Source organism: Achromobacter sp. Root170 (genome assembly GCF_001428165.1).
Taxonomy (GTDB): Bacteria; Pseudomonadota; Gammaproteobacteria; order Burkholderiales; family Burkholderiaceae_B; genus Achromobacter; species Achromobacter mucicolens.
This window is the reverse complement of sequence record NZ_LMHN01000015.1, coordinates 218917-235639: the sequence shown is the minus strand read 5'-3', so window position 1 is coordinate 235639 and position 16723 is coordinate 218917. Positions and strand designations below refer to the sequence as shown.

At 62.4% G+C, this 16723-nt stretch carries 12 protein-coding genes and 1 tRNA gene; 4 read left to right on the top strand and 9 right to left on the bottom strand.

The window, feature by feature from the left end:
• Nucleotides 1-20: 20 nt before the first annotated feature.
• The 3 genes from ASD87_RS15480 to aspT (ASD87_RS15470) form a co-directional block, all read right to left on the bottom strand.
• Entirely contained in the window at nt 21-1295 is a 1275-nt protein-coding gene (locus tag ASD87_RS15480) for a patatin-like phospholipase family protein (protein WP_200952201.1), read from the bottom strand.
• Nucleotides 1292-4051 carry a decarboxylase gene (locus tag ASD87_RS15475; protein ID WP_056323244.1) on the bottom strand — a complete coding sequence of 920 codons (2760 nt, stop codon included), beginning with the start codon at nt 4049-4051 and terminating at the stop codon, nt 1292-1294. Before ASD87_RS15475 ends, ASD87_RS15480 begins: the two co-directional genes overlap by 4 nt.
• Before the next feature lie 62 nt (nt 4052-4113).
• A complete protein-coding gene (aspT, locus tag ASD87_RS15470; protein ID WP_056323242.1) occupies nt 4114-5802 on the bottom strand; it encodes an aspartate-alanine antiporter in 1689 nt (562 codons plus the stop codon).
• Between the two features lie 274 nt (nt 5803-6076).
• Between aspT (ASD87_RS15470) and aspT (ASD87_RS15465) the strand changes: the two genes are divergently transcribed.
• Entirely contained in the window at nt 6077-7768 is a 1692-nt protein-coding gene (gene aspT / locus ASD87_RS15465; RefSeq protein WP_056323238.1) for an aspartate-alanine antiporter, read from the top strand.
• 8 nt (nt 7769-7776) lie between these two features.
• On the opposite strand, the gene ASD87_RS15460 is transcribed toward aspT (ASD87_RS15465), so the two are convergent.
• Both ASD87_RS15460 and ASD87_RS15455 read right to left on the bottom strand, forming a co-directional pair.
• Nucleotides 7777-8343 carry a hypothetical protein gene (locus ASD87_RS15460; protein WP_056323236.1) on the bottom strand — a complete coding sequence of 189 codons (567 nt, stop codon included), beginning with the start codon at nt 8341-8343 and terminating at the stop codon, nt 7777-7779.
• 116 nt (nt 8344-8459) lie between these two features.
• A complete protein-coding gene (locus ASD87_RS15455; protein ID WP_056323234.1) occupies nt 8460-10346 on the bottom strand; it encodes an acyltransferase family protein in 1887 nt (628 codons plus the stop codon).
• A gap of 309 nt (nt 10347-10655) precedes the next feature.
• Between ASD87_RS15455 and ASD87_RS15450 the strand changes: the two genes are divergently transcribed.
• The gene (locus ASD87_RS15450; RefSeq protein ID WP_156403432.1) at nt 10656-10982 is read left to right on the top strand and encodes a hypothetical protein; all 327 of its coding nucleotides are present in this window, start codon (nt 10656-10658) and stop codon (nt 10980-10982) included.
• A 15-nt stretch (nt 10983-10997) separates the two neighbouring features.
• Here the strand turns inward: ASD87_RS15450 and ASD87_RS15445 are convergent.
• Nucleotides 10998-11073: transfer RNA gene (locus ASD87_RS15445), tRNA-His, on the bottom strand.
• Between the two features lie 218 nt (nt 11074-11291).
• Here ASD87_RS15445 and cls point away from each other — a divergent pair.
• Nucleotides 11292-12749 carry a cardiolipin synthase gene (cls, locus tag ASD87_RS15440; protein ID WP_056324554.1) on the top strand — a complete coding sequence of 486 codons (1458 nt, stop codon included), beginning with the start codon at nt 11292-11294 and terminating at the stop codon, nt 12747-12749.
• Between the two features lie 57 nt (nt 12750-12806).
• Here the strand turns inward: cls and ASD87_RS15435 are convergent, their stop codons facing one another.
• Nucleotides 12807-13235, bottom strand: a complete 429-nt coding sequence (locus ASD87_RS15435; protein ID WP_056323229.1) for a PaaI family thioesterase — start codon at nt 13233-13235, stop codon at nt 12807-12809.
• Between the two features lie 189 nt (nt 13236-13424).
• On the opposite strand from ASD87_RS15435, the gene ASD87_RS15430 reads away from it, so the two are divergent.
• A complete protein-coding gene (locus ASD87_RS15430; protein ID WP_056323227.1) occupies nt 13425-14297 on the top strand; it encodes an NAD(P)-dependent oxidoreductase in 873 nt (290 codons plus the stop codon).
• A 58-nt stretch (nt 14298-14355) separates the two neighbouring features.
• Here ASD87_RS15430 and ASD87_RS15425 read toward each other — a convergent pair whose 3' ends face one another.
• Nucleotides 14356-15627 (bottom strand): MFS transporter, encoded by a 1272-nt coding sequence (locus ASD87_RS15425; RefSeq protein WP_056323224.1) that lies wholly within the window; start codon nt 15625-15627, stop codon nt 14356-14358.
• A gap of 300 nt (nt 15628-15927) precedes the next feature.
• Nucleotides 15928-16584 (bottom strand): GntR family transcriptional regulator, encoded by a 657-nt coding sequence (locus ASD87_RS15420; protein WP_056323222.1) that lies wholly within the window; start codon nt 16582-16584, stop codon nt 15928-15930.
• Nucleotides 16585-16723 lie beyond the last annotated feature (139 nt).

Here is a 16723-nt window from a genome sequence, read left to right as displayed (position 1 = left end):
CGCGCGACGCAGCCCGCGATCTATTTGCCGGGTGAATCAACCGTCGGCAACGCGAAACCCGGCGGCGCATGGGACCACGGGAAGCCCTTCAATGCCATGTCATAGGCGGTGTCGTAGAGCGATCGCATGTATTCCGTGTCGAACTCCTCTCGATGCGGCGCCCGAAAGCTCGATGGAATGAACGCAAGGTTGAACTGGACGCCATCACGGTGCGCCGTCGTGTAGATGCGGTAAAGATCGCCGATACCTTGGCTTTGAATCATGGACGCGACCGCGCGCGCCGCAATGCTCATTGTGGCGCGCTGCACCTGAATCCAGTCCGCGTCCAGCCGGGCGTTGCGGATGATATAGAGTTCCCGCTCGCGATTGGCGCCGCGCAGCGTCGCTTCCTCAGCGATGCGCAGGGTAACGGGATAGGCAAAAACTTGCGCCACCACACCGCCATCAACGTGCATCTCCTGGTAGCGTCGTCCGCCGGCTTCCACGTCAATCATCATCGGAGGAAAAGCGCCCGGAATCGACGTCGAGGCGACCATGACCTTTATGAACAGGTCCAATGCCGCAGGACCGCCGTAAGTGGCAATCTTGCCCATATCCCAGATGACGCCACGGCCGGTATCGAGGTCCGTCGTGCCGATCAACAGCATGCGCCCCTTGGCGTGCTCGGCGGCGATCTCCTCCAGGAATTCCTGAGTCACGAACTTTCGGGTCAGGGCCAATAGCGGACGGTTGTCCGCCATCGCGTCGCTCAACACGCCGCCAAGCAAACTGCGCTTGATCATCACGTCGCCCGGCGAAGTCGTTGTATAGACTTCCTTCAGCGTCGCGTCGTATTTCTTGCCGACAAAAGCGAAAGGGGCAATCAGTGCCCCCGTGCTGATGCCGGTCACAAGCTTGAACTCCGGTCTGGTGCCTGTTTCCGTCCATGCGTTCAACAACCCCGCAGCAAACGCCCCGTTGTCGCCACCCCCAGAAATCGCAAGGAATACAGCGGGTCCCAGCTTGCCCGAATACCCCTGCCTCGCAAGATAATCCTGTTCCCTTTTCAACGACTCGTAGGCCGCCTGAATGATTTTTGGCGAGTCGGCCACAACCAGATAGCGCACACCAGGCATTCCAGGAACTTCAACCTGGTCGACCAAGCCGTGCGGCACCGCCTGCAACCTGGCGGGCGTCGCGGTGCACCCTTGAAGAAACAGCCCGGCCGCCATGATCAGGGCAAGGCCGAACGCAGCGTCAAGGCGCCGCCTTCCTGCAAAAAGCGTCTTGAACAGCGTCACGAAGATTCTGCTCATGCTCTATTTCCTTCGGCGCCTCTGAAGACCGACGGCTTTATCAGCTTGATGCCGCGCGCCCCGTTATAGCCATGGATCTCTTTGACGTCGAGCTTGCGCATGAACTCAATGGTGTTCGCGTCGATGATCTGGCCTGGCACCATGATCGGAAAGCCCGGCGGATAGGGGATGACGAAATTCGCTGACACCAGCGGGGGGCCCGCCTCCAGGCGCTTGTCAATATCTTGACTAGACAGCGGCAGGTATTCGCAATCCGCTTCGTTGTAGGCCGCGAAGAAGGCGTCTCGCATGTTGCCTTCCTGCGTGGGGCTGCGCGGGTCATCCCGGTAGCCGTCATGAAAGCGGCTGAAGTTGGGAAGGCTGGGCACATCTTCCATCAGGCTCCTGACTTTCTCGGCGAACTCTGCCCTGCCCGCTTCGCCGCTTTCCTTGAATCCTGATTCGATTTCCTCGGAAATTTCCAGCAGCACCTTGATAAGCATCGCGACGTCACTGCGTGTGTTGTTGATATTGCTCTGAAGCAAAACGCTATTGCGTGAGGTCTTGTTGAGTTGGATGTTGTAGCGGGAAGCCAGCAGGTTCTTGAACGTGGTGCCGTCGTATCCCGCCGTGCCGCACACCAGCGTCAGCCGGGTCGGGTCCAGGCAGAACTCGTCTTCCTTGAAAGACTTCACGGCCGTCAGCCAGTTCATGCCCGGCGCCAGATAGTCGGCAAAGCCCGATGCGCGAAATTCCTCGGGGATCATCTTGTCGGCCCCCAGCACGCTGAAGTACCGCGAAATCAGTGGATGATTCGCGACCTCGCGGCGGATGGCCAGGGCGACCTCGATGGCGCGCATGACCAACTCGTAGCCCTCCAGCTCCATCTGACGGCGAGCCACATCCAGCGAGGCAATGATCTGCGCATTGGGCGAGGTGGATGCATGGATGAACACCGCTTCGTGGAATGCCGAGACATGGTGCTCGTAGTCTTCATCGCGCACGGCGATGATCGATCCCTGTCTTAGGCTAGACATGGATTTGTGCACCGAATCCGTCTCGTAGACGCGTACGCGCATGGCCCGCGGATTGGGAACCAGGACGCGATCCAGCAGCCGCGGGTCCTGGGGGTCCAGATCCTCGCCAAGTTCGCGGCACTGTGCCTGCCAGGCCTCGAGCGCCTTGGGGTCGTCGCGCCATGCCTGCAGCGCGGCTGCGGCGCCCATCGCCGTGCGCATGCGCAAGAATGGCGACCAACGCGCAAACCCGAACCACGCCTCGTCCCACAGGAAAATCAGGTCGGGCTTGATGGCCAGGCACTCGGCCATGACGCGCTGGGTGTTGTAGATGTGCCCGTCGAAGGTGCAATTGGTCAGCGTGACCATGGCCACCCTGTCCAGGCGCCCCGCCGACTTCAGCGCCAGCAGCGCCTCTTTGACCGTGCGCAGCGGAACCGCGCCATACATCGAATACTCCGTCATCGGAAAGGCTTCCACGTACAGCGGCTGCGCGCCCGACAGCACCATCCCGTAGTGGTGCGACTTGTGGCAGTTGCGGTCCACGATCACGATGTCGCCCGGTTTGGTCACTGCCTGGTAGACCATCTTGTTCGACGTGGACGTGCCATTGGTCACGAAGAACACGTGGTCCGCGCCGACTGCGCGCGCGAACTTCTCCTGGGCGACCTTGATGTTGCCCGTGGGCTCCAGCATGCTGTCCAGGCCGCCTGTCGTGGCGGACGTCTCCGCCAGGAAGAGGTTCAACCCGTAGAATTCGCCGAAGTCGCGAATCCAGTTGGACTTGATGATCGACTTGCCCCGCGCGATGGGCAGCGCATGAAAGGTGCTGATTGGCTTAGCGGCATACTGCTTGAGATTGTCGAAGTGAGGCGTGGATTGCCGATCGCGCACGCCCTCCAGAATGTTCAGGTGCACCTCCATGGGCTCTTCGACCTCGTAGAAGACGCGGCGGATCGCCGAGGCGCTGGGGTCGCCCGCCAGTTGTTCCACGTTCCTGTCCGTCAGCAGGTAAATGTCCAGCTCCGGCCGGATGTGCGCAATCATGTCGGCCAGCCTCACGCCGATCTCGCGCGGCGCGTCGACCGTCACGTCCAGGTGCTCGTAGACGCTCAGAAAATCCCGCAGCAGCGGGGCATCGTGCTTGGAAGGGATGGGGATGCCGTCATAGATGACGACGGCTTCCAGCTTGCCGTTGAGGATCGTGGCAAGCAAGGCATCTTCGACGCTTCCAACCAGGACGGGCTCGTAGATCAGCGGGTCGTCGTGCCGCCGAAGCTCACGGATTTCTCGGGTAATCGCCGCAGCGCGGACGGCGGGCGCCGGGCTCACGAATAGCGCCTCGAAGTATGGCCGGCTGGCGTGGCTTCCCGCCAGTCCGGGCGGGGTGCGGTCGGGCCCTTCGGCGGAGAATTCCTCTGTCGCCTGCCATTCGCCCTCGTCGTAGCGATAACTGCCCGATAGCAGGGAGTTGCTCATGCGCAGGATGAGACGCGCCGCGCCCATGCCGTCGCCGTCCGCAATTCGCTCATCCAGCGCATGCAGCAGCCGCACGCCAGGGTAGGCGAAGTAGCTCTCCATCGGGCGCAGGTCCGCCAGCGCTTCCTGCACGGGTCCCGCGCCCGCGCCGGACCTGGCGCACCGGACCTCGGCGGCCCAGGCTTGCGCCTTGGCATTCAGGTCGCGCCACCGGTCCAGGCGCGCGGCCGAGTTCGAGAGCAGGTGGTCAAGTTGGCGGTGATCGTTCGTGTCGGATGTCATGGCAGTCCCCAAATGGCCGGCATAAGCCCCGGCAGACAGCCTGCCGAGGCGCGTGGGTGTCGTTAGGAAAGAATCATGATCACCACCATGCCCCAGATCGTCAGCAGGGTATTGCCGACGGCGTAGGTCACCGTGTATCCCAAGCCGGGAACCTGGCTTTTCGCGGCCTCGCAGACCATGCCGAGCGCCGCGGTGGTGGTGCGCGCTCCGGCGCAGATGCCCAGGATCAGGGCCGGGTCGAAGCGGAAAATGAACTTGGCGATCAGCATCCCCAGCACGAGCGGAACGGCGGTCGCGAATATGCCCCACAGGAAGAGGCTGATGCCCAACTTCTGCAGCCCGGCGACGAAACCCGGCCCGGCTGATATACCCACCACGGCGATGAACACGTTGAGCCCGACGGAGTTCATGAACCAGAGCGTGGGCTCGGGAATGCGGCCAAAGGTAGGATGGATGGCGCGGAACCAGCCGAAGACGATGCCGGCAATCAGCGCACCGCCCGCGGTGGAGAGCGTGAGCGGGATGCCGCTGACGTTGATCACGACGGCGCCGACAAGCGCGCCGATCGTGATGGCCAAGGACATGAACGCAACATCCGTCACCGTGGTCGGCCGGTCAACGTATCCGAGATTCTTGGCGGTGGCATTGATGTCCTGGGTGCGCCCGACGACGGTGATGACGTCGCCCCGGAACAACTGGGTCTTTGGCAGGATGGGTATCACCGTCTCGGTCGGACCGCGCCGGATCTTTTTCAGGAACACGCCACGGGCGCCCGGCCAATGCGCCAGTTCTTCCAGCGGTTTGCCATCCACATTTTTGTTCGAGATGTAGATGTCGACGCCCTCGGTCTTGATGTCGAGCAGCTCGGCGTCCTCGACTTCGCGCCCGCTGGGGCCAAGCCGTTCGATCATCTGGTTGCGCTTGCCGCCGATCGCGACCACGTCCCCCGCCTGGATGACGGTTGCCGGATCTGCCTCGATGATTTTTCCGCCTCGCCGGATCCGCTCGACAAACGCGCGGAATCCGGGCTGCACGCCGGCCTCGATCTCGCTGACGGTCCTGCCGATGAACGGGCTGTTCTGTGCCACCGAGTAGGCACGGACGTCGAACTCGTACCAGTTGGTCGCGTCCGCCCCGCCCTGCCCGGCTCCCAGTTTCACCTCGTAGGCCTTGCAGGCGGCCATCAGGTCGATGCCAAGAAGCTTCGGGCCGATCTGCGCCAGGATGATCGCCGAGCCCACGGTGCCGAAAATGTACGTGACCGCATAGGCGATCGGCATGGCGTCCAGCAGCGCCTGGGTATCTTCGGGCGAGCGGCCAAGGCGCCCGATCGCATCGGTCGCCAGCCCCATGGACGCGGAGATGGTCTGCGACCCCGCGAAGAGGCCGGCCGCGGAACCCAGGTCGTAACCGGCAAGGATCGCGGCAACGACGGCCGCGCCCAGGGACAACAGCGCCATGACGACGGCAAAAATCGCCTGGGGTAGTCCATCCTTCGCAATGCCGCGCACAAATTGCGGCCCCACCCCGTATCCCACCGCAAACAGGAACATCAGGAAAAAGACCGACTTCACGTTGGGGGATATCTTGACGCCCAGTATGCCGATGACGATTGCGACGAGCAGCGTCGAGGTCACGGCGCCCAGACTGAAGCCCTTGAAGCTTTTGCCGCCTATCCAGTATCCGAAGCCGAGCGCCAGGAAGATGGCGATTTCCGGATAGGCTTTAAGCGTGTCCACAAACCAACTCATGATTCTCTCCTTGACTGTTCCTGAATGGAAAGCACTGAGTCATGCAGGTTCGGAAATCCAGTGCGACGCCCGCGCAGCGCGGATGTGCAGCGCCAGAGTAGAGCAGCCCGCATCAACGAAATTGACATTGGTCAACATACCCAACGGCCCATGTCTGAAACTGTTTGGGACGCAAGTCGCTGCCATCTGCACAATCAAAATCAAAGCGGGGTGCCGGCTCGAAGCCGGACGTGCTCGAAGCGCTGGAGCTTCCTCTTACGGGGAGACAAATGCCATGGACTTCTTTAGCAATTTGCTGCAGCGCAACCCGGAACTGGCGGTATTCCTTGCCATCGGGATCGGCTATTGGGTGGGGGCATTCAAGGTTCGCGGCGTCGGCTTTGGTCCTGTAACGGGATCGTTGCTGGCCGGGCTGCTGATCGGATACTTCGTTCAAGTTCCGATATCGGATACCGCAAAGCAGGTGCTGTTTCTGCTATTCATGTTCGGAATCGGATACTCCGTGGGCCCAAGCTTCTTCCGGGGAATGAAGGACGGCGGTTGGCGATGGGCGGTGCTGGGCGTCGTCGTGCCGGTAGCGGGGTTGGCGACCGCGTGGGCGCTTGCCACCTTGCTGAAGCTCGAGATCGGCTATGCGGTGGGCCTCATCTCAGGCGGGCTGACCGAATCTCCGGTCATCGGAACAGGCAGCGAGGCGATCCGGCACCTGCCGATCAGCGCCGACGAACAAAATCGCCTTATCAGCCAAATCGCCGTGGCCGACGCGCTGTGCTACATCTTCGGTACGTTCGGCGTCATCTGGTTCTGCTCGAGCCTGGGACCAAAGTTGTTGCACATTGACTTGAAAGCTGAAGGCGCGAGGCTTGAACAGGTCTATGGCATCGAACGCGAGAAAGTCGGCGTGACCTCCGCATGGAGACGATTCGACCTGCGCGCGTATCTGGTCCAGGACAATCACACGATCGCAGGAAAATCGGTCGCTCAGGCCGAATCACTTTTCGCGCCGGAGCGCCTGTTCATAGAGCGAATCAGACGTAACGGCAGTCTGCTTGTCTCTACCCCCGAGACCCGCCTGCTACCGGGCGACGTCATCGCGGTCTCCGGCAAAAGCGAAGTCCTTCTCAGAGTGCTGGATCGTAACGCCATCGAACAAGCCGATCGAGAGCTGCTCGACATTCCCAGCGCCATGTTTGATGTCGTGCTGTCCAAGCGAGAGTTTGTCGGTAAAACGGTCGCTCAAATCGCCGATCGCGCCGAGGAAGTGCGAGGCGTATTCCTGCGGGATATCCGGCGCGGAAGTGAGAAGATCCCGATTGGCCCCGGCACCGTACTCCAACGCGGCGATGTCCTGACCATCGTTGGCCCGGAAACGGCGGTGGAGCGCGTGGCCGCGCTTGTGGGGAGCGTGGTGCAGGAAGCGGATTCCACCGATTTCGTCGCGCTGGGCTTCGGCGTGTTTCTTGGCGCGGTGATCGGCACCTCGCTCGTATTGCCCATCGGCGGCATGCCGATCGCCATTGGAAGCAGCGTCGGAACGTTGGTGCTGGGCCTTTTGGTTGGCTGGCGCAACGCTGGCAAGCCGTTATTCGGCCGAATATCCCACGCTTCCCTGGAATTCATGAAGTCGATCGGGCTGGCCGGTTTCGTCGCCATGATCGGATTGAAAGCCGGGCCTCTTTTTGTCGACGCGCTGAAAGAAGTTGGACTGACGATCTTTCTGGCGGGCATCGTCGTGACGTTGGTGCCCTTGTTCGTTGGCTTGCTGGTGGGCCGATATTTGTTGAAGCTTGAGCCGCTTTTATTGTTGGGCGCATTGGCCGGCGTGCAAACCATGACAGCCGGCCTTGCCGCGGTGCAAGAAAAATCCGATAGCCCCGTCGCGGTCATAGGCTATTCCGGCACAGTCGCCTTCGGACATATTCTGATCACGACATGGGGCACGGTGATCGTCTGGCTGCTGTTTTGAGCCTGCATTTACCCTATCAGGGTCAGGACGGCAGATCGGTCCATGATCCAGATCACGACAGCCGCAACCGAGGCAACTACCAAAAAGGCACGCCTGGCATTCTGAAGTCCCGCGGATGGCAATGAAACCGCCTTTTTCCCCTTGAGCCGCCCTTTTTCCCAAATCTTCAGGACCAGCAGGTAGCCGGCGTAAACGAGGGGATACGCAATCAACAGATTCAAAAAAGTGCGATGCGGCAGCAGATCATCATGCGCCGTCAGCGCCAGCGCGCAGGCGGAACTGACCAGCAACATGCCGCTTTCGATGTAATCCTGGATCGACGCGATGGCCAGCTCGGCTTTGGGTGTTCCCCGCTGATGCCGGACGACGCCACGGCCCGCAGTCAACCCAGCCATGGCGGCAAGCCAGAACGAGCAATAGGAAAGAAAGTACGCCCTTCCGTCCGAGGAAGTGAAAAACGAAGCAGCGTCGCCGTCGTTCAGAAACATGATCACCACCACCGGAGGGGCCAGCAACAGAAGCGCCAGCCCAAACAGCGCCCAATCCGCGCCGGTCAACTTTTCCATGTGGTTCATCTACCTGCGCTCCGACAAGGCATCGTCATATTCAGATAACGGCACCGGGCGGCCGAACTGAAATACCGCTCCGGTGGAATGCACGGCAATCAGGGTACGCGGCCGCCACGCACGACTCATTCGGCTCCCGCGAATTCACGTAGTGTGTTGTTTCTGAAAAGGATCGGGCCAAGATACCGCGCACCGCCTTCTGTCAGGTGGATGCGATCGTAGGAAATCAGCTCATCGTCCGGGGTGACGGCTGGGCAGCCATTATCTGCGCATACCGCGTTGAAGAAGTCCACGTATGTCCCAAAGCCCGCAACGCCCTCATGCAGCGTTCGGCCGAGTTCCAGGTGACCAGCGTTGGGGAAAGACCGCACCTCGGCACGCTGCTTCGCCGTCATTCTCATCATGTTGCGAATGTCCGGTGGAGCAAACTCCTTCGTGCCGACCACAAACAAGCGCTGATCCGAACGCAAATTCATGCGTTGAATTGTCTCCCGCAGCCTGGATGCGGACCATAGATGCCAGTTTGCGACCAGGAAAATCACGTCAGCCTTCGCAACCTGAGCCGTGGACTTCTTCAAGGAGCGGGCGTTCGCACACATGTGCCGCTCGGCTGCAGGAATGTGCGCCGACACATCGTCATCCGTCCAGACAATCTGACATTGCGCAGGCACGTAAATAGTCCGGACCTCGTCGGCCTTCCAGGCGCCGGCCTCGGCAGCCATATTCACGAAGTCCTGCGCCTGGCTGTCTCCGATCACCAGCACGCGGCGCTTGCCGACTTCGTCGAAGTCCTTCTCAAGCGCGTTAAAGCGAGTGATGACGTAGGGCGTCTGCGCCTGGACGTTGTCGTACTCCTGCCAGCGCTTCTGTTCCTCGTTGTGACGAACAATGGCGCCCTGCCAGACCCACAGCGCCATGCCGATTCCAAAGACGGCCAACGATCCAAGCCCTAGGGTCCACATGGCCGGCCGGGTTTTGAATTTTGCACGGTCACGAAATGGCTTTTCGACCACACGCCAACTGATCCAGCCCAGCACCAGCGCCAGTCCGGTCAAGATCAAGCTGCCCCGAATCCCGAAGCCGGGCCGGATAATGTGCGCGAACGTGAACAACGGCTGATGGACCAGGTAGGCGCTGTAGGAGATTAGCCCGACCCACACCAGCGGCCGCACCGACAGAATCCGCCCCAGCGAATTGGTCCGCGTGGCGCCCAAGAGAACGAACGCCGAACCCACGGCGGGAATCAGCGCGGACAGGCCCGGGAAGAACACGGCGCTGTCGAAAGACAGGATGGCGCCAAACACGCCGGCGGCCCCGATCCACCCAACCAGGGTGCGGATATTTGGCCGAGCAGCCAGGAATCTTCCGAAGGGAGACACCGCGGCGAGGGAGCCGATCAACAGCTCATAAGCGCGGGTCGGAAGCCAATAGAACGCGGCGAGAGAACGCCCAGTTTGTACCGCCGCCTCGCTCACCGCCAACGATGCAAGCGCGCAAAGCAACAAGACCCAGACAACGGATCTGCGTGCAAAACGCCAAATTGCGATCATGAGCAGCGGGAATAGCACATAGAACTGCTCTTCGACGCTGAGGCTCCATGTGTGGAGCAGCGGGTTGTCCAGACCAGCGGTGAAATAGTTCGTCGTGTTCCAAAAGAAGATATTGGAGACGAAAGTGGTCACCGCGACCAGCCCCTGTCCAAGACGAACCAGTGCATACGGTCCCTGCAAAAACCAGGCGGCAATGGTGGTGCCGATCAGGACGGCCAAGAGCGCGGGAAGAATACGCCGCGCGCGCCGTTCATAAAAGCTGCCGAACGAAAACGACCCGGCATCCAGTTCGCGCGCGATGATCGTCGTGATCAGGTAGCCGCTTATGACGAAGAAAATATCAACGCCGACAAAACCACCCGCCATTCCGGGAATTTTCGCGTGAAACAGAATGACCGCCAACACTGCAATAGCGCGTAGTCCGTCGATTTCAGGCCGGTACTTCAGATGCACGTCTGACATTCGTAATGTTTTTCTAATCTGCGTGATGTGATAATCGGGCGGCCGCTGCTTTCGGCCCCGGGCGATTATAGTCACCGATTTTCTGCCGCCCTGTTACTGGCGGAATTCTTTAGCAGCTTTCAGGCGTCGCTCTAGCTCAATCAGAATATCTCGTGCCCGCACTGCAAATTCCTCAGTGAACGCATTGAGAACATCCCAGGCTCGGCTAGCGCCCCGATCGAATGGACTGCGGCCCTGCGCCAACTGTTTGCCGACCTTGCTCAGTTGGACCAAATAACGCGCGGCGTTAAATTGGCCATTCGGGAATCCGTGTACCTGGTCAATATTTGGAATGGCCAGCAACTATGCGCCGAACAGGGCTTCGGGGCGCTATGTTCCAAAATCAGGGGAGATTGGGTTAAGACGCCTGGCCGCGAGCGGTTCACCTTTCACGGCCTGCACGCCTACTTTGCGATAGTGCTGGTGGGCAGGGACGAGAACCCGGAAACGCACGCGACTGCGGCAACGACGCACCGCGTTGATGATGGGCGCCGGGTGGCCGAAATCGAGGGCAGCGCTCAATGCATGTCACCATTCTTGATTCATGCCACCATTTTGCAGAACGCACAAAAGAAAAAAGCCGCTCTAGGCGGCTGATTTCTAAGGAATTCTTGGGGTGGCTGATGGGACTCGAACCCACGACAACCGGAATCACAATCCGGGACTCTACCAACTGAGCTACAGCCACCACTGGTACTGCTAAGCACTGCTTAACTTCTACAGCGCTTTCGCCGCAAACTTCTCTGAAACGTGTTTCGAAGGAAGCTCAACAACGAAGAGGCCGAATTCTAGCACGTTTTTTTAAAGCGTGTGAAATCGCCCCGAAGTCGCACGTTTGCCACCCGCGGCAGCCTTGCTATCCTTGCGCTTGGATAACCGATGGAGGCCGCGTCTCAAGCCCTCGCCATGGATCGCATACACGCATTTTTGATCGAATATTGGCCTCATATTGCCTTTGCCATCAGCATCGTGGCGGGCACGGGCGCGGCGGTGCATGCCGCGATGACAAAGCAGGATGTGCGGGCGGCCATCGGGTGGGTGGGGGTGGCGATGTTCTCGCCGATCCTTGGGGCGCTCTTCTATTTCGTCGCCGGGATCAATCGGATCCACAAGACGCGGGTGTCGCAGCAGCGCGACGACGCCATGCAGGAAGATGCCGAGCAGGTCGAGACTGCGCCGGTCGATGTGGTGGCGATCTCGGGGGAGCAGTTCGCGTCGCTGAAGGTGCTGGGTGACCGGGTCAGCCGGTTTCAGCTGCTAGCCGGCAACGAGGTCCGGCCGCTGGCCGGTGGCGACGAGACGTATCCGGCCATGCTGCAGGCCATTCGCGAGGCCCGTCACACGGTGGCGATGCAGAGCTATATCTTCGACAACGATCCGATCGGGCGGGAAGTGGCCGAGGCGCTGATCGAGGCGCAGGCGCGGGGCGTGCAGGTGCGGGTGCTGATCGACGCGGTGGGGTCCAAGTACTCCCGTCCGCCGATCGTGCGCATGCTGGCGCGGGCGGGCGTGCCGGTGGCGCGGTTCATGACCAATCCGATGGGAGTGCTGCGCATGCCCTATGCCAATCTGCGCAGCCACCGCAAGGTGCTGGTGGTGGACGGCCGGGTGGGCTTTACGGGCGGCATGAACGTGCGGGCGGCGTTTGTCAGCGCGCTGGCGGGCGACGCCACCAACCACGATACGCATTTCCGAGTGGAAGGACCGATCGTGACGCAACTGATGTCGGTGTTTGCGCATGACTGGAATTTCACGACGCACGAGTCGCTGCCCGCCAAGCCGTGGTTCGATCCCGACTTCATGCCGCCGTCGGGCCGCGTGCCGATCCGCTGCGTGCCGTCAGGACCCGACCGCGCGCTGGGCAGCACGCACAACATGCTGCTGGGCGCCCTGGCCGTGGCGCGGCATCACGTGCGGATCCAGTCGCCGTACTTCCTGCCGGACCAGACGCTGATCGGGGCGCTGGCCACGGCGGCGCGCCGCGGGATCATTGTGGACATCGTGATCCCGGGTAAGAACAACCTGCGGCTGGTCGATTACGCGATGACGGCGCAGCTGGACCAGGTGGTGCGCACGGGCTGCCGCGTCTGGCGCTCGAGCGGCGCGTTCGACCACTCAAAGCTGATGACGGTGGACGGGGCCTGGACGTATGCCGGCTCGTCGAATCTGGATCCGCGCAGCCTGCGGTTGAATTTCGAGCTGGACACCGAGATCTACGACCGCGACGTGGCGCGGTGGCTCGATGCGCGCTTCGATGCGTTGGTCGCCAACGCGCACCGCGTGACGCTCGAGGACCTGCTGCAAGCGCCCTTTGCCAAGCGCCTGCGCAACAAGGTGATCTGGCTGGCCACGCCTTATCTGTAGCGCCCCCCTGCCCCGGCGGTGATCACCGGCATTGATCACGCACGCGGCTCGCCGTGGCTAGCCGTCCGAGGCGGGCACGGCGGCGTGGCGGACAGCGAACACGGCGCTGGCCTTGAGCATGGCGCGGCCTTCCACCTGCAGGCGGCAGGTCGCATAGATCAGACGCTTGCCCTGCTTGTCGATCTGCACGTGCGCCTCAAGCCAGTCGCCCGGGTTGACGGCGTTCAGGAATTCAACGGACATCTGCGCCGTGACGACGGAGACGTGGGCGTCTTCCGAGATGACAAGCCCCAGCGCGCTATCGGCAAACGTTGCCAGGAATCCCCCGTGCGCCATGCCGTGCATGTTGCCGTGCGCCGTGGTGACACGCAGCCCCAGCACGTTGTCGGCCTTGCGGCGGTAGAACGGGCCAAGATCGTTCAGGTGGCGCATGAACTGGCTGCTGGGATACCAGGGCGTGAAACCGGCGGGGATGGAGTCTGTCATGGCTGCCGCTGCAAGAGTCCCGATGGACGATCCCCGAAAGTATTGCAGACGCGCCCGCCCCGGCATAGCGCGGTGATCGGCGCGCGGACGCCCGGCGAGCGGCCGCGAGTGCGCGTTGGCCCCGATTGCGGCTTCTGCGGGTAAGATTTACGGCACAACAATCACCCTACATGGCAGGAGCAGTGGAAGATGGCAAAAGTCGGCATGGTTGGAATCGGCCTCATGGGCCACGGTATTGCAAGCAACCTGGTCAAGCACGGTCACGCGTTGACCGTGCTTGAGCATCCGGGCAATCAGCCCCTGGACTCGCTCAAGGCTGCTGGTGCGGTCAGCGTGGCCAGCGGCGCCGAGCTTGCCGCGCAGTCGGATGTGATCATCCTGTGCGTGACCGGTAGCCCGCAGGTCGAAGCCGTGCTGCTGTCGCCGGGCGGCGTGCTCGAGGGACTGCGTCCGGGCACCGTCATCATCGACTGCTCGACCGCCATCCCCTCGTCCACCGTGAAGGTCGCCCAGGCGGTCACCGAGAGCGGCGGGCGCTTCCTGGACGCGCCCATGACGCGCACGCCCAAGGAAGCCGCCGAGGGCCGGCTGAACCTGCTGGTGGGCGGCGATGCCGCGCTGTTCGAGGAATGCAAGCCGCTGCTGGCCTGCTTTGCCGAAAACATCACCCATGCCGGGCCGGTGGGCGCGGGCCACCGGATGAAGCTGCTGCACAACTATGTGTCGTTGGGCGTGGTGGCGCTGCTGTCCGAAGCCGCGGCGTGCGCGCTGCGCTCGGACATCGACCCGGCCGTCTTCACCGAGGTCCTGGCAAAGGGCGGCGGCGGCGGCGTGGCGCTGGAGCGCATCAAGCCGTATCTGCTGGAACAGGATCCGTCGTCGCTGCGCTTTTTCATGTCGAATGCGCAGAAGGACCTTTCGTACTACAACACCATGGCCGCCGAAGCCGGCGCCGTGCGCGAGATCGGCGCCGCCGTGCAGCACACGTTCGACCAAGCCGTCACGCAAGGCGGCGGCGAACGTTATGTGCCCGAACTGGTGTCGCTGCTGAAAGACCGCTAGCCGCCCCGCGCGCCGGGGATGCGCCGCATCCCTGGCCGGTTGCCGCGGCGCGGCGGGTTCAGCGTCCGGCAGCGGCCGCCACGGGCGGCGCCCGCAGGACGCCGCGCGGCGGCAGGCGCAGCGAAATCAGCGCCGCCAGCAACAGCAACACCCCGGCCGACCCGAACGCGACCCAGTGCGTGCCGAAGGTTTCGAAGGCCCAGCCGCCCAGCCACGAGCTGATCATGCCGCCCACCTGGTGGCCCAGATACGTCAGCCCATACAGCACGCCAACCAGCCGGATGCCATACACGTCGGCCAGGATGGCCGACGACAGCGCGATGCTGCCGGCCCAGACGATGCCGCCGATGGTCGCGGCCAGGTACAGCTCCCAATGCGCGCCCACCATGACGAGCGCAAAGAATCCCAGGCCTCGCACCAGATAAATGGCGGCGAGAATGTTGCGGCGCTCGACCTGATCGGACATGCGGCCCAGCACCAACGTGCTGAAGATGGCAACCAGGCCGATCAGACCGATGCCCAGCGAGCTGGTGGTGGGGTCAAAGCCGTGATCCATCAGCATGGGCATGCCATGCGTGCCCAGCAGGTTCATGCTGAACCCGCAGGCAAACAGACCCAGCGCAACCTGCCAGAACGGCAACGTGCGCAGCGCCTCGCCCAGCTGCGGCGCGGGCGCCTTGGCGGCCGGCTTGGCCGAACTGGATTTCTCGATGATCTGATGCGGCAGCAGGTCGGTGTGCTCGGGCGCCTCGTCGCGCATCACGAAAAGCGCAATGGGGATGGTCAGCACGGCAAACAGCACGGCAAAGCCCAACAGCGTTTCCTGCCAGCCCACCGCGGAAATGGCGTAGGTGAGCGTTGGGGTCATCAGCGCAATGCCGGCCATCGAGCCCGTGGACAGGAAGAAGAGCGCCATGCCGCGCTGGCGCGTGAACCAGCAGCTGATCACCGGGGTCAGCGCGACGGGGCTGGTGAAGGCAAGGCCGATGGACAGCGCGACACCGAAGGCAAGCAGGAATTCGAGGGGGCTGCGCGCGAAGACGGTCCAGATGGAGGCGGCGACGACGATGGCCGTGCCGGTCAGGAGCACGAAGCGCGTGCCGCGGATGCTGACCAGATAGCCGGCGAGCGGCATGCCCAGGCCATAGCACAGCATGCCGATCGCCACGATGCCCGACAGCAGGCTACGCGAAAAACCCAAGCCTTCGGCCATGGGCAGAAAGAACGGTCCGATCCCCATGCGCAGGCCGACCGTAAACAGCGTGAGTACCGTGGCGGCGCCAACGATGTTCCAGCCGAAATACCAGCCGCCCGACTCTTGCTTGTCCAATTCCTCTTCTCCTCGGTCTCTTTTTTATGGCCGGTTGCGCGCCAGGACTTGCAGACACCGAGGGCAGGCACGGAGGGGGCTCCGCTGTCGACAGGGGGTGGGAAGGACCAGGCGTGATTCGGCTTGCTTGCGCCGGCGGACGTGCGCCGCCGGACGCGTCACATATTACTCCTGGCTATATGCGAAGGGGACGGGGAAATGGAAATCCTGTCCGGTGAGCGGTCAGCGCATTGAAGCCGTTTGGCAGGCGCGGATTTGCAATGGCGGCCGGGTGTCGGACAACTGGCGCGGCGGCGCGGATCAGCCCGCCTGTTCAAGGAACGCCTGCAGCGCCGGAACGGTGTTCAGGACGTGCTGGCGCATGGCGGCCTCGCAGCGGGCGGCGTCGCGGGTTTGCAGGGCGTCGATCAATTCCTGATGCGATTCGCGCACGCGCAGCACGCGGCCGGGTTGGGCTGCCCACAGGCGCATGTAGGGTTCGACGACCGAGTGCAGTTCCGAGATCTGGTTCAACAGGCGCGGCTGCTTGCAGAAGCTGCACAGGTATTCGTGGAATTCGCGGTGAGCGGCGGTCCAGTCCAGGTCTTCGTTCGCGCCCTGGTCCAGCTGCGCCAGCATGTTGACCAGCCGGCGGATGTGTTCGGGCCCCATGTAGGCCACGGCGTTGCGCGTCGCCAGCCCTTCCAGCACCGAGCGCATTTCAAAGACCTCCAGCATTTCCTGCTGGTTCAGGCCGCGCACCACGGCGCCGCGGTTGGCGCGGATCTCGACCAGGCCCTCCGAGGCCAGGCGGCGCAGGGCGCCGCGCACCGGCATGCGGCTGGTGCCGATTTCAGCCGCCACGACGTCCGGCACCAGCCGCTGGCCGGGCGCATAGTGGCCCAGGCGGATTTCACGCTGCAAATGCAGGTACGCCTCGTCTTCGGCGCTGATGGCTGTCTTCTGGAATTGCAGCACTTTCGTCCCCGGGCTTGGAAAGCCGCCATGATAGATAACGGCGAAAATAACACAAACTGGATCCAATGATCCATGAATACAAATCCTAATGGCCGGATGCGCGCCGCTTGCGTTTAATCCAGGGCAGGACGCGGCATGC